The sequence below is a fragment of the Acinetobacter endophylla genome (assembly GCF_053543775.1).
Genome location: NZ_JBLVOM010000236.1, coordinates 64,121 through 76,965, shown reverse-complemented (window position 1 = coordinate 76,965; position 12,845 = coordinate 64,121). Strand labels below are relative to the sequence as shown.

General features: G+C 40.9%; 14 protein-coding genes. All 14 read left to right on the top strand.

Translation table 11 applies throughout. The annotated features are described in order from the left end of the window. The coding region (locus ACNPNW_RS08570; RefSeq protein WP_411691960.1) for an IS30 family transposase at nucleotides 1-678 on the top strand (678 nt) is incomplete at its 5' end. A 264-nt stretch (nucleotides 679-942) separates the two neighbouring features. Next, nucleotides 943-2,160, top strand: coding sequence for an Obg family GTPase CgtA (gene cgtA / locus ACNPNW_RS08565; protein WP_004646519.1), 1,218 nt, complete (start codon nucleotides 943-945; stop codon nucleotides 2,158-2,160). Nucleotides 2,161-2,187: 27 nt separating this feature from the next. Beyond that, nucleotides 2,188-3,321: a glutamate 5-kinase gene (gene proB, locus ACNPNW_RS08560; protein ID WP_004279682.1), complete on the top strand. Its 1,134-nt coding sequence runs from the start codon at nucleotides 2,188-2,190 to the stop codon at nucleotides 3,319-3,321. Nucleotides 3,322-3,601: 280 nt separating this feature from the next. Further along, nucleotides 3,602-4,774: a tyrosine-type recombinase/integrase gene (locus ACNPNW_RS08555; protein WP_448766891.1), complete on the top strand. Its 1,173-nt coding sequence runs from the start codon at nucleotides 3,602-3,604 to the stop codon at nucleotides 4,772-4,774. Between the two features lie 147 nt (nucleotides 4,775-4,921). Next, a complete protein-coding gene (locus ACNPNW_RS08550) occupies nucleotides 4,922-6,352 on the top strand; it encodes a hypothetical protein (protein ID WP_448766883.1) in 1,431 nt (476 codons plus the stop codon). Nucleotides 6,353-6,448: 96 nt separating this feature from the next. After that, complete coding sequence (locus ACNPNW_RS08545) at nucleotides 6,449-6,730, top strand: helix-turn-helix transcriptional regulator (protein ID WP_448766882.1); 282 nt, start codon at nucleotides 6,449-6,451, stop codon at nucleotides 6,728-6,730. Between the two features lie 2 nt (nucleotides 6,731-6,732). Further along, on the top strand, nucleotides 6,733-7,440 hold the full coding sequence (locus tag ACNPNW_RS08540; RefSeq protein ID WP_448766881.1) for a phage antirepressor KilAC domain-containing protein: 708 nt from the start codon (nucleotides 6,733-6,735) through the stop codon (nucleotides 7,438-7,440). A gap of 307 nt (nucleotides 7,441-7,747) precedes the next feature. Beyond that, nucleotides 7,748-8,305 carry a hypothetical protein gene (locus ACNPNW_RS08535; protein ID WP_448766880.1) on the top strand — a complete coding sequence of 186 codons (558 nt, stop codon included), beginning with the start codon at nucleotides 7,748-7,750 and terminating at the stop codon, nucleotides 8,303-8,305. Then, nucleotides 8,298-8,471 (top strand): hypothetical protein, encoded by a 174-nt coding sequence (locus tag ACNPNW_RS08530; protein ID WP_004782701.1) that lies wholly within the window; start codon nucleotides 8,298-8,300, stop codon nucleotides 8,469-8,471. The genes ACNPNW_RS08535 and ACNPNW_RS08530 overlap by 8 nt, the downstream gene beginning before the upstream one ends. Beyond that, complete coding sequence (locus ACNPNW_RS08525; protein ID WP_448766879.1) at nucleotides 8,461-9,255, top strand: helix-turn-helix domain-containing protein; 795 nt, start codon at nucleotides 8,461-8,463, stop codon at nucleotides 9,253-9,255. Before ACNPNW_RS08530 ends, ACNPNW_RS08525 begins: the two co-directional genes overlap by 11 nt. After that, nucleotides 9,252-10,619 carry a replicative DNA helicase gene (locus ACNPNW_RS08520; RefSeq protein WP_448766878.1) on the top strand — a complete coding sequence of 456 codons (1,368 nt, stop codon included), beginning with the start codon at nucleotides 9,252-9,254 and terminating at the stop codon, nucleotides 10,617-10,619. Before ACNPNW_RS08525 ends, ACNPNW_RS08520 begins: the two co-directional genes overlap by 4 nt. After that, nucleotides 10,616-10,990 (top strand): hypothetical protein, encoded by a 375-nt coding sequence (locus ACNPNW_RS08515; protein ID WP_448766877.1) that lies wholly within the window; start codon nucleotides 10,616-10,618, stop codon nucleotides 10,988-10,990. Before ACNPNW_RS08520 ends, ACNPNW_RS08515 begins: the two co-directional genes overlap by 4 nt. Nucleotides 10,991-11,752: 762 nt before the next feature. Next, a complete protein-coding gene (locus ACNPNW_RS08510) occupies nucleotides 11,753-12,256 on the top strand; it encodes a hypothetical protein (protein WP_346793985.1) in 504 nt (167 codons plus the stop codon). Next, the gene (locus tag ACNPNW_RS08505) at nucleotides 12,253-12,753 is read left to right on the top strand and encodes a hypothetical protein (RefSeq protein WP_273798737.1); all 501 of its coding nucleotides are present in this window, start codon (nucleotides 12,253-12,255) and stop codon (nucleotides 12,751-12,753) included. The genes ACNPNW_RS08510 and ACNPNW_RS08505 overlap by 4 nt, the downstream gene beginning before the upstream one ends. Nucleotides 12,754-12,845 lie beyond the last annotated feature (92 nt).

Below are 12,845 nucleotides of genomic sequence, written 5' to 3'. Positions count from 1 at the left end.
GCTTTAACACAACGCGGTTGGCTGGATGTACCTTCACATGAGTGGATTTACCAGTACATTTATGAAGATAAATCAAAAGGCGGTAAACTCCACCTACATTTAAGGCATCAGAAGAAATATCGAAAACGAGGTTACAAAAACACGGATCGTAGGGGGCAAATCATTGATAAAACAAGTATTCATTGCCGAGACCAGGTCATTGATCAACGACAACGTTTAGGAGATTTCGAAGGTGACACTGTAATTGGTAAACATCATAAAGGTGCTTTATTAACTCTCGTTGATCGAAAGAGCCTGTACGTACATATTGTTCATTTAGGGCCAACGAGAGCATCCTCTCAAACGATTACTTGTGCATTAGATCGTTTACGGATGAGCCATGCTTATAGTGTTACTTTTGATAATGGTAAGGAATTTGCCGAACACAAAAGAATCACTGATGCCGGCATAGATACGTATTTTGCTGATCCTTACAAGTCTATTCAACGAGCAAGGAATGAAAATACGAATGGTTTAATCCGGCAATATCTGCCAAAATCATCATCGTTTGATGACGTGTCAAACGAACAAATAGAGCAGATAGAATTTGCACTCAACCATCGTCCTAGAAAAACACTAGGTTGGTATACGCCTAGTGAAGTTATGGCTGGTTTTTATACTGTTGCACTTGCCGCTTGAATCCGCCTTTTAAAATCATCAAGAAATTCATAAAAAGAATTTCCAGAATAGGGGATAGTGCTAGGGAAAAAACGCTTCATTTCCTACCACTTCTTTTCCATCTTTTAAGTATTCTTTTTCCAAATCTATGCCTTAGATAGATCAAATAGGCTCGTTAAGAAAACGACTAACTAAGATTTATGGGATTGCTGCATAATTCTATTCGAGAAATTCTTTAAAATATGGCAGAATATGGGGTTTTAAAGTTTTTAGAGGATTGGCAATATGCGCTTTGTTGATGAAGCAGTCATTACCGTAGAGGCTGGCGACGGTGGCAATGGCGTAGCCAGTTTTCGCCGTGAAAAATTCGTGCCATTTGGTGGTCCAGATGGTGGTGATGGTGGTCGTGGCGGCAGCATTTATATTCAGGCTGACGACGACACCAGTACGCTAGTTGATTATCGTTATACACGTAAATATCGTGCAGAACGAGCAAAAAATGGCCGTGGGGCGAACTGTGCTGGTCGTGGCGGTGAAGATACCGTATTAAAAGTTCCGGTAGGAACAACAATTGTAGATGTAGAGTCTGGTGACATTATTGGCGACTTGATCGAAGACGGTCAACGCGTGAAAGTTGCAGCAGGCGGTGATGGTGGTTTAGGTAATACCCACTTTAAATCATCGACCAACCGTTCACCACGTAAATGTACGCATGGTCAAAAAGGTGAATTCCGTGAAATCCGTCTAGAGCTTAAAGTTCTGGCAGATGTCGGCTTGCTGGGTATGCCAAATGCGGGTAAATCAACCTTCATTCGTGCAGTCTCGGCAGCAAAACCAAAAGTTGCAGATTATCCATTTACCACCATGGTGCCAAACCTGGGTGTGGTCGATGCCGATAGTCACCGTTCATTCGTGATGGCGGATATTCCGGGCCTGATCGAAGGCGCATCTGAAGGTGCAGGTCTTGGGATTCGCTTCCTGAAGCACTTGGCGCGTACCCGTATCTTGTTACACATCGTTGACGTACAGCCGATTGATGGCTCAGATCCGGCACATAATGCTAAAGCAATTATGAAAGAGTTAGAAAATTTCTCCCCAACGCTTTCAAAACTGCCGATCGTATTGGTGCTGAACAAAGTCGATCAGTTGGCTGAAGAAACACGTGAAGAATGGTGCACCCATATTCTTGAAGAATTGCAGTGGGAAGGCCCAGTTTTTGAGACTTCTGGCTTAACGGCTGAAGGCACCAAAGACGTAGTTTACTACCTGATGGATCAGATCGAAGAGCAGCGTGAACGCGAAGCTGAAGATCAAGAATATGCAGCAGAAATGAAAGCATTCCGTGATCAGCTTGAAGCTGAAACACGTGAACAAACCATCGCTGCAAAAGAAGCGTATCGTGAGATGCGTCGTCAGCAACGTCTTGCCGGTATTCTGGGTGATGACGAAGATGATGAAGATGGCGATGATGATAGTGATGTGGAAGTGTACTACGTACGCTAATCTCTGAGAGAAGAGTCTGAGGACAAGATGATAGAAGTGGTAGATGGGCAGCGTCAGCTCAAGGGTTGTAAACGAATCGTTGTTAAAATCGGATCATCTTTACTCACAGCAAACGGACAAGGTTTAGATTTAGATGCTATCTCGCATTGGGCGGGACAAATCGCAGATCTACATAATGCAGGACACGAGATTATTCTAGTGTCTTCCGGTGCTGTGGCTGAAGGTATGGTGCGAATGAAACTTGAGAATCGACCCACCGATCTACCCAGTCTTCAGGCTTGTGCTGCCATCGGTCAGATGGGCCTGATTCATACCTGGTCAAGCGTACTTGAGAAGCATCAGATACGAACTGCGCAGGTGTTGTTAACCCATGATGATCTGGCAGATCGTCGTCGCTACCTCAACTCATGTGATGCTTTGCAGAACCTGATTGACTGGCGCGTGATTCCGGTGATCAATGAAAATGATACGGTTTCGACTGACGAAATTCGTTTTGGTGACAACGACACGCTTGCGGCCATGGTCGCAGGTCAGGTGCATGCAGACCTCCTGATTATCTTAACGGATCAGGAAGGGATGTTTGACTCAGACCCACGGTCTAATCCAGATGCCAAACTGTTCCATACCGTACGTGCGATGGATGAAAGTCTGTTTGATATGGCCGGTGGAGGCGGTAAATTTGGTCGTGGTGGCATGCTGACCAAAGTTCGTGCTGCACGTCTGGCTGCAAAGTCGGGCTGTCCGACCTTAATTGCAAGTGGTGATAGTGATGGTGTTCTATCACGTCTAATGTCTGGCGAATTGTTAGGTACTTTATTTGTGACTGATAAAGACCGGATGACAGCGCATCAGCAATGGTTGGCTGCTCACTTGCAAACCGCAGGTCGTTTAGTGATTGATGATGGCGCAGTGAAAGCCATTAAAGACAATCATCGCAGCTTATTGCCTGTAGGGGTGAAAGCGGTTGAGGGTCATTTCGAACGCGGTGATGTGGTGGAATGTGTCGATACACAAGGTCACCGGATTGCGGTCGGTCGTGTCAACTTCAGTTCGCGTTCAGCAGATATCGTTCGTGGTCTGGCATCAGATAAAGTGCATCAGGTGTTAGGTGAAGCGCGTTCGCTGGAAATGATTCATCGCAATCATATGGCAATATATTAGCAAAAACCTACCATAACCTAACATAACGTGAAGGCTTGATTCTGAAAGGGATTGAGCCTTTTTCTTGTGTGGTGCAATAACATGCAATAGACTAACAGGAGGTTAAAGTGGGAGGTTAAAATGGAGGTTAAAAATAATTAATCGCCATAAGTGAGATAAAACCATTAATAAATGAAATGATTTCTCTTAAATCTCACATGAAAAAGTTAATCGCCATAAATTTTAAAGCCTCTTAACTGTATGAATTATTGAGGAAATAATGATGCTGTCTAAATTGTAAATTGATGCCATTAAGCCAACCTCCAAGCTACAGAAAATCAATGATAGCGAGATGCTGTATTTATTCGTATCTCCGACAGGTCGCAAAACTTGGAAAGTGCTTTATACGCTGGACGGTAAAAAAAACACAATCACACTGGGCGAGTATCCAAAGGTACTCAATGCTAAAGATGCACGTTTAAGACGTGACGAGATAAAAAAACAAATATCCGAGGGCATCCACCCGACAGAACAAAAACGACAGGACAAGATTAAAGATTTATCAGAAATGAGTTTTGCCGACCTGATCCAGCTTTATGCTGAAAAAGTCACACCACATAAAAGGGGCGGACGTGTGGAAACCGTTATTTTGAGTAGCTATATAAAATCATTTCCCCGATTGATGAAAAAGCCAGTAAACCAACTGGGACAACTCGACATGATTCAGTTTAGGGATGAGCGATTAAAAAAGGTTAAGAGTGCGACAGTCGCCAGGGATTTAGGTTTATTAAGTGCTGTATTCAAGTATGCACGACAAGAACTAAGAATTATGACCAGCTCCCCATTGGATGATGTGGCCAAACCTAAACAGTCAGTAAGTAGAAACAGACGTATTTCTCAAGATGAGATAGATAGAATCTTAGAGGCATTTAAATATGATGGACGTTCACAGCCCATCACCAAGAAACAGCAAACGGCGTGGGCATTTCTTTTTGCAATTGAAACAGCAATGAGGGCAAGCGAGATAACAGGCTTAAAGTGGGCGGACGTTTACGACAAGCATGTCGAGCTGGAGCTTACAAAGAACGGCGCAGCTAGAAAAGTGCCTTTATCCAAGCGAGCTATTGAGCTTTTGAGTTATATGCGAGGGATAGACGAAACCGATGTATGCACTCTTAAAAATAAGGTGGCTGATGGTGAAGTGGGCAGAGGCGGATTGTCAGCATATTTTAACCAAGTGGTGAAAGGTAAATTAAAAATTAATGATTTAACTTTTCACGATACCCGACATGAAGCCATTTCACGCATGGTTAAGAATGCAAGGCTCCCAGTGGAAGTACTGGCAAAAATTACAGGTCATAAAACCATAAGTATTCTAATTAATACTTACTATAACCCTGACATTGAAGAGCTTGCCGACCATCTACATAAAGAGGATGACCCCGATATTATTTTGTTTAAGAAGTTTGTTTGAGTACGACAAGCTATGACGTGCAATAACTAGCAATGAATCACTAGATTGATTAAGATTAAACGGTTAAGCCTAGGTTAGCTCCCGAAAGTCGGATACCCAATCCGATTGGCTTAACTTTTTTATTGGGGTGTGCTGTGGGAGGCGAGAATGCAGAAATTATTTTCATTAAATGAAATTATAGATGCTTCTGAAAACAAATTAAGTATTCACACAATTAAAGATTATTGTAGGCGAGGGGAGTTACACCCTTGTATATATTTTGAAGGTAATATTGTTTGTATTCATGATGAGCGTTTTCAAAATAGTATTGATAAGCGTGATCCAGTTGCACATATTGAAACTGTAAGCTGGGCTAGAACATTTAAAGGGTATATCTCTGCTTCAAATTTTATAGACTATATCGCCCATACGGATACTCAAGCTTCTGATGTTTTTTTTAATGTGACGAAAATTATTGAGCATATTTCACTAATAAATGATTTTCCTTTGCTCCAAAAAGATGAATATCTTAAAGCATTCCCTTCTATAATTGATGATGATATACAAGAGAAAAGGTGGTTGCATGAAATTAATGATTTTAAAGGGAATATTTTTAAGGCCCATGAAATTGTTTTTCATGTATCTGAGGTAGAAAAGCTCTTATTAACGCACAGTAAGCCATCCCAAAGCCCAGTTAAATTCTTAAATAACACTGAAGATTTAGGTGGTGAGAATTTACAAGAAAATTCAAATATAAAAAAAAGAATTAATTTAAAAGATATGCTGGAAGATATGGATGATTATATTTCGGTATCTAGTGTTTTTGAATTGATAAAAGAGAGAACAGATCTTAAAAAAGATACTGAAGTTGCTAATTTTTTAATCGTAAATAAAATTAATGATTTATCAAATCCAGTTAATAAATTTCATTATTTTGATGGAAAACCCACCCCATTGTATAAGGATTTTCAACAGAAGCAATTAACAAAAATGGATTTGCTATTACTGGAAATCGCTAGAGAAGAATTGAAGCTTAATAGTGAAGATGAAAGATTAAAAAATTTCGCTTGGGAAAAGTTTGATTTTTTCTGGGAGTTTAGACGTTTAACGAAGATTTATTTGGGTGAAGATGTTTCAGAGCTTGATGAAGGGTGGGGAAATTTTGAAAAAAATTCATATCAAGATTCAGATAATGCAACTCAATCAGAAAGTGAGTTGTTATTACAAGATCAATCTAGGTTTGGAAATCAGATCGTTGGGCATGCATCTATAGAATATTACCAGAAACAGCTTATTCAGCTTCGAAAAGAAAATGAGACGCTTAAGGCAGATATTTTAGAAAAAGAGCAACACTTAAAGAAATTAAAGCTAATCCAAACTACTCAGAGTGAATCCAAACTAAGTACGCGTGAAGAAAATAATATTATAAAGGTTTTGACTGTTTTGGCTGATATGGAAAAGAAAATAGATATATCCAAACCGTATGAGGCCCATGGAATAATGTGTATGAAAGCACAATTATTAGGAATTGATAAATTTCCAAGCGATGAAAGTGTAAAAAAATGGTTTACAAAAGCGAGCGAGTATAAAAAATCCTAACTAGGAAAAAGTAGAACCCTAACTAGGTCGACTGAATAAAAATTAATTTCATACTTCATCTAAGCAATAACTCCTTATGAATTGCAAAGGTGAAGTATGACACTCAAAGAACAGTATGCACGAGTTAAACAATTAGCTAGCGCTCCCTCTACGCCTGAAAAAATCTACACAGTAAAGACAGGCGAAAATGCAGGCATGAAACGTAAAGTAAGTGCTAAGCCTGAGCGCGTTGGATTGCTTCCTGTTAGCGAAAAAACAATCTGGGAGTGGGTGCGTCAAGGAAAGTTTCCGAAACCTATCAAGGTGAGTGCTAACGTTACTGTGTGGCGCTTATCTGAAATTCAAGCTTGGATGGAAGAAAAAGGTATGGAGGCTTAATTATGAATGCTTCTAATCTTTTATTAACAGCTCATCAAATGCTCAGTCCCGAAATAGCAGATCTTGTTCAGTCAGAACCACGTGCAGTAAATTTATCTATTGAACGACTTGCTAAACGGGGAGTTATTCAACTTCCACCATTGATGAAAGTTGAAAATAAACAGTCAGTTAGTCCTAATAAATTCTCAAATGTATACGTATTTTCAGGTGAACAGGGAAAGCTTGACTCAATAACTGTTGTTGCTCAGCTTTGTCCAGAATTTACTGCAGCAATCGTAAAACGCTGGTATGAGCTTGAAAAGCAGACGCCAGCATTTGATATCAGCAATCCCCTGCACCTTTTACAAGCAATTGAAGTCCAAGCCAAGCAGAATCTACAGCTAACGTCAGAGAACCAAGTGCTGAGCAAGGCAATTGAAACTATTACGCATACTGAACACGGTGTGAAGTTCCAGCAAGCATGCAAGATCCTGAATATCAAACAGCAGACATTGGCGGAATGGTTGAGAAAGCATAATTGGGATCGTTACTTAAATGGTGCCAGAGCATCTACTTACTACTCTGAAAACCGCGGCTACTGTGAAACTAAATACTCACTTAAAGAAGGCGTAAAACCTTCCGGCCAATCATATAGCTACACACAGACTGAGTTCTTCATATTGCCAAAAGGTATGCAGATTCTTGCCAAAAGATTTGGGGAGGCTACATGAAATTTAAAATTATTTTTTTAATAGCACTTCTCAAACTGAAACGATTCGGCTATATTGGATTTGTTCGACGCAAAATCGTCGAATCAGCTTTGGTCGGCTGTTTATATCTAGGCGCACAGTCCGCTTTCAGGGCTTTTTTTGTGCGTAATCCTTCCGCATCTGCGTCTTATGGCAGGGCTGAAGGGGGACACTTTCGAGTGTGCGAGTCACCTAGATTACTCGTCGACCAACCCCCTTTTGCTTTGCCACCATATCTCTTGGTCGTGATAATTGGCAAAGCTTCTAATAATCTAGGAGCGCATTCATCATGAACGCTAAAGTACAAATTCAATTTTCAGAACAATCAATTCCTTTTTACAGTGTCGCAGATATTATCAGTGCTTACTCACTTGCATCTGAAACTGCCACACAGCTTCGAACTCTGGCTAATCAAATCAGTAAAGCAACAGCTTTCGTTAAAGCATTTGTAGAAGAAAATGATAGAGCCGACTCATCTGCTTTTGCTGAACTAGAAAATCTAATCATAATTTCCCAGCAGCTTGCTAACAGCCAGGCAGATACCTATAGCCTTGAGCTTAAGAAACATCAACAAGAACCTGATGATCACTACAACGTGGGTGATCTATACGATGCATATTCATTAGCTTATGAAAATACATCATGGCTTGAGACCATGTTTTATCAAGCTAAAGATGAAGTCGAAGTAGTCAAAGAGGCTATTAAGCAAAATACTCATGGCGCCGTTTTTGGAACGCTTGAGCATTTAATTCATATTGCTGCTTACTTGGCGGAGAGCCATAGAAATACATTCGATATTGAACGCGAAAAGTATGAGATACAGTGGGAGGCTACTAAAAATGGATAAGCCTTCTATCTCACCAGATAAAACGAAAGTACAACCTGAGCCAGTTGTTAATCAGCCAGCTTTGCCTCTATCAGCTGAATATGTTGAGTCAGTACACATTACCGAAGAACGTCTCTGGAATGCTGTACTGAAGAACTATCAGCAAGGAGGGCCTAGTGAGCATTGATGCAACACGCTGGGCTTGGACTGTTCCAGTAAATAATTCATCACAACGCTTGGTTCTGCTTTCGCTAGCAGATCGGGCCGGTGAAGAGCATACGGCTTGGCCAAGCATAGATCGCCTGGCCAAAGATACTGTGCTGGACAAAAAAACAGTTCAAAAAGTTATTTTAGAGTTAATCAACTTGGGCCTAGTTGAAGATACAGGTGAACGCACGGGACCCACCAGGCGTGTTCGCGTTCTCAAACTCAACGGCGTTACAGGACGAGAAGAATATTTTCAAAAACGAGATGACTCTAATACACCCAAAAACGGGAACATTAAACAATCCCAAAAACGGAATGATTCCAAAAATGGAAATGATCTCGAAAACGGTGCTTTGAATAACCCCAAAAACGGGATGTTGAACGATCCCAAAAACGGGGTACAGAATCTATCAGGGAATCTACCAATAAATCTCTCTCAAGAACATGACTGGATTCCTGATGTTGATCAGCTGGTAATAAAGATAAAGATGGCAGGTCATGGCAATAATATAGACCTAATCTTTGGCCTACCTAGTTTCGAATTTGAGCTGAGTGCATTCAACTCGTACTTTGAGAACAGTGGATTATCTGATAGTAAAAAACTTCATAAGTTCACGGCTTGGATCGTAGACAAGTTTGATCGCTATAAAAAGCAGAATCCTGAATATGGCCTTCAGTCTCCGACCGAACAGCAAGCTGATACTGCTCAACCATTTCTTAATTTACCGACTAAGCCTAAAAGCCTATTAGGAGGTACTCAATGAATACACCTATCCATAATCTACAAATTGAACAAGCTGTACTTGCAGCGCTGATGACTGTTTCAAATTCGTATAGCCAAGTTGAAAATCTACTGACCGAGGAAGATTTCCACGCTACACGCCACAAACTAATTTTTCAGGCCATAGTAGATCTTGATTCTAAAAATTCACCATATGACGCCGTATTGGTTAACCAGTGGTTAGAAATGCGTAACTATTCTGAAGCTGCCGGTGGTGAGCAATACATCATGCAAATTTTAGGTGATGCCCCTTCCAGCTTTTATAACCTGGTGTCTTATGCTGAAAAATTGAAGGATCTTACGACATGCAGGCAAGTTGAAGCTGAAGCCATGAAGGTGATTAATCATGCTCGGAACTTAACAGTGAGCCGTGGTGAGCTAGTCCAGAATGCACAAACTGCTTTTGCAGATCTGAATACTGAATCTGGAAGTGAATCACTCTTTCATATTCATGATGCTGCATCCAATACATTTCTTGAGATACACCGTAAGATTGAAGCTGCAATTGCTGGCAATTCGATGATTAAAGGAATCCAGACTGGTATCTATGACCTGGACAAAAAACTAGGCGATGTTGAACCTGGTTGCCTAATGGTGGTGGCTGCACGACCTGCAATGGGTAAGACGACTATGCTTCAGCTCATTGCAAATAATGTAGCAGTCATACAGAAAAAGCCTGCTTTAATCATGTCTGGAGAAATGCCTAAAGAACAGATCGCTATGCGTCTCTGTTGCGCGATTGCACCAGCAGATATTGGAGTAGTACGCAATTCCCCTCATCTGCTACCTAAAGAGGAATTTACAGCATATACAAACGCCGTTGTGATGCTTCAAAAGGTACCAATGCAGATCAATGACACCTCACGACCATCTATTGCCAATATCCGAGAGTCTATTCGTAAAGTAAAACATCAGTATGGCTCTGTCGGCGTGGTCCTTGTTGATTATCTTCAGATAATGAAGACAACAAAACAGTTCGCCCGGGAAGATTTAAAGATTGCTTATTTTACCGGTGAGCTAAAAGCCATGGCTAAAGAGTTTGATTGCGTCATCGTTCTTTTATCTCAGCTCAACCGAGAGTTAGAGAAGCGACCAAATAAAAGACCAATGATGTCGGATCTACGCGAATCAGGTGCAATTGAACAAGATGCCGACCAAATTATTTTTTTGTACCGGGATGAAGTTTATAACAAGGAATCTCAATACCGGGGTATTGCTGAAGCTATTGTAGGGAAGAACCGCCACGGCGAAGCTGGTACCGCTTACATGCATGCTCAATTGAAGTACTGCCAATTCACTAATTTAGACCATGATGCACTTAATCAAATTCAGGGGAATGCAATATGATGTTTATTCAAGGTGATCGCGTAGATTCTACTGCATCAGGTAAATCATTGACCGAAAGATTCAAAAACTTAAGAACTAAAAAAAAGGTAAAGGAGTTCATCGTTAAACGCCGTGGCTATAAACGTCCAGACTTCAATCGTATGATTCTAGATTTAGTTAAATGTGGCTGGACACACGAAAAAATTGCATTCGTCTTACCGGTATCTGGTGCTTCTACAGTATCTGAATGGGCACGTGGTAGCGTACCTAACTTTGAAAATGGTGAAGCACTCATTGAGCTGTGGAGAGCTGAAACAGGTATTAGCCGTGAACCTCGTGAAGGGGAATGGGGAACGTATCAATATAAGATTGGACAGTTAGAACTGCTTTGAATGGGCTATCTATAGTTTAGCCTTACAGATATAAGCGAGCCCTCCAATGAGGGCTCTATTTATTTCTTGATTTGGGGTTGTGGTGGATAAGATGGTTTTGTTGGAATCAACATTTCCAAAAAAGATGTGGAATTGTAATGTACCCAATATTGGTATCATTCCGAAAACGGTAATATTCCCAATATAGGGATTTTGAACGATCCCGTTTTTGGGATTTTGAACGATCCCGTTTTTGGGATGCAGAACCTATCAATGAACCTACCAAAGAATCTGTCAGTTTAAGTGAGAAGAAAAGCACAACGTTTCAAGTACTCATTAGAGTGTTATGAGTTTGGGATTTTGATAGGAGTTATTATTTTTCTAAAGAATATCTAAAAGCGAATAAATATATAGCCTAATTTCAAAGCCAGTTCCTCACTGAGCAACTTTAATAAGAAAAACGACCAAAGGTACATGAAGATATTAAAGGGGTTAATACGGCGAATAAGAGCGTTTTAGGCATGCTTTTAAAAAGTATCATTTGACCTGCTTGGATACGCCGTACTGGTAAAAGGAGATTGAAGGATGGCACTGATTACCAGATGAGGTAAAAGGCTAAAAATATAGTGTTTTGCACTCTCCCTCGCGCGCGCGCGCGTTTTGTCGATCTTGGTACTCTTACGAAATCTCACTCCGCAGAAATTTAAATCCAAATTCACCCATTTTTTGAGGACTTTAAGCGTTCTAAATTGCCATTAATGATTAGAAATTGGATGAATAGATATGAGTGAAATTATCTCACCAGGGGATACAGATTTCTTAGCTTACGTAATGGGTGGTGCTTACAAGCAATCTTATGTAGGCGCTGCCATTAGCTTGCAGAATGAACTAGAGCAAAAGATTGAATCTGGAGACCTTGAAAAGGCAGACACAGGGTTAGTTCATCATTTTGGCAACAAGGTTTATGTAAGGGAATTTAATGCCAAAGCAGGGACTTTAGTTGTAAGCAAAATGCATCGTACTGAACACTTCATTCTATTTTTAACTGGTAGCTTAAGTGTACTAACTGAAAACGGCGTAGAGCACATTCAAGCACCATGTATTCAGCGAACCATGCCAGGAACAAAGCGAGTAGCTTACTTCCATGAAGATTCCACCTGCATGACGATCCACGCGACTGAAAGCACAGATTTAGAAGAAATCGAAAAAGAAGTGATTGTCCCACATGGTGAGGAAGAAAAGTTCTTAATTTCTATAGGTCACAATATTCAGGAGTTTATCTCATGAGTTGGGCAGCAGTAGCAGCAGTAGCAGCAGTGGCAGGTACCGCACTTACAGGGTATTCAAGTTATCAAAGTAACAAGCATGCATCAGAGCAGGCTGAAGCGGACGGGAAAGCACAGCTTGCACGTGGTCGACTTGAAGCAGAGCGCATCCGCAAGGAAAAGGAAAAAGCACAGTCACGTGCACGTGCAGCAGCTGCGGAAAACGGGCTTGATGTGCACGAAGGTACCGCCGTAGTAATCAACGACCAGATTGAACTTGATGGTAACTATGATGCAAATATGGCCGAGATCACCGGTTATAACAATTCTCAGCGGTTACAGGCGGAAGCCAGTGTGTATGGGCGTAACGCGATGATGGCAGGAATTACGACACCAATTAACATGGTTGCTGCAGGTGCGAATGGGGTCGTCGATGTTAGAAAAGCAAAAGCTACTGCACAACAGCAAGCTGCAATTACGAGTGCAGCATCATCAAATACTACTGGTGGCTGGAAGTGATTAAGCTAAAAGTTAAGACGTAGGAATCCAATTCAGTGGCCTGAATAAGTCCATTTATACCAGGCCACTAAGTGATCTTATTTATCTAAATG

Coding starts and splice junctions, on each gene's coding strand:
- cgtA (WP_004646519.1), top strand. CDS start 943: ATGCGCTTTGTTGATGAAGCAGTCATTACCGTAGAGGCTGGCGACGGT.
- proB (WP_004279682.1), top strand. CDS start 2,188: ATGATAGAAGTGGTAGATGGGCAGCGTCAGCTCAAGGGTTGTAAACGA.
- ACNPNW_RS08550 (WP_448766883.1), top strand. CDS start 4,922: ATGCAGAAATTATTTTCATTAAATGAAATTATAGATGCTTCTGAAAAC.
- ACNPNW_RS08545 (WP_448766882.1), top strand. CDS start 6,449: ATGACACTCAAAGAACAGTATGCACGAGTTAAACAATTAGCTAGCGCT.
- ACNPNW_RS08540 (WP_448766881.1), top strand. CDS start 6,733: ATGAATGCTTCTAATCTTTTATTAACAGCTCATCAAATGCTCAGTCCC.
- ACNPNW_RS08535 (WP_448766880.1), top strand. CDS start 7,748: ATGAACGCTAAAGTACAAATTCAATTTTCAGAACAATCAATTCCTTTT.
- ACNPNW_RS08530 (WP_004782701.1), top strand. CDS start 8,298: ATGGATAAGCCTTCTATCTCACCAGATAAAACGAAAGTACAACCTGAG.
- ACNPNW_RS08520 (WP_448766878.1), top strand. CDS start 9,252: ATGAATACACCTATCCATAATCTACAAATTGAACAAGCTGTACTTGCA.
- ACNPNW_RS08515 (WP_448766877.1), top strand. CDS start 10,616: ATGATGTTTATTCAAGGTGATCGCGTAGATTCTACTGCATCAGGTAAA.
- ACNPNW_RS08510 (WP_346793985.1), top strand. CDS start 11,753: ATGAGTGAAATTATCTCACCAGGGGATACAGATTTCTTAGCTTACGTA.
- ACNPNW_RS08505 (WP_273798737.1), top strand. CDS start 12,253: ATGAGTTGGGCAGCAGTAGCAGCAGTAGCAGCAGTGGCAGGTACCGCA.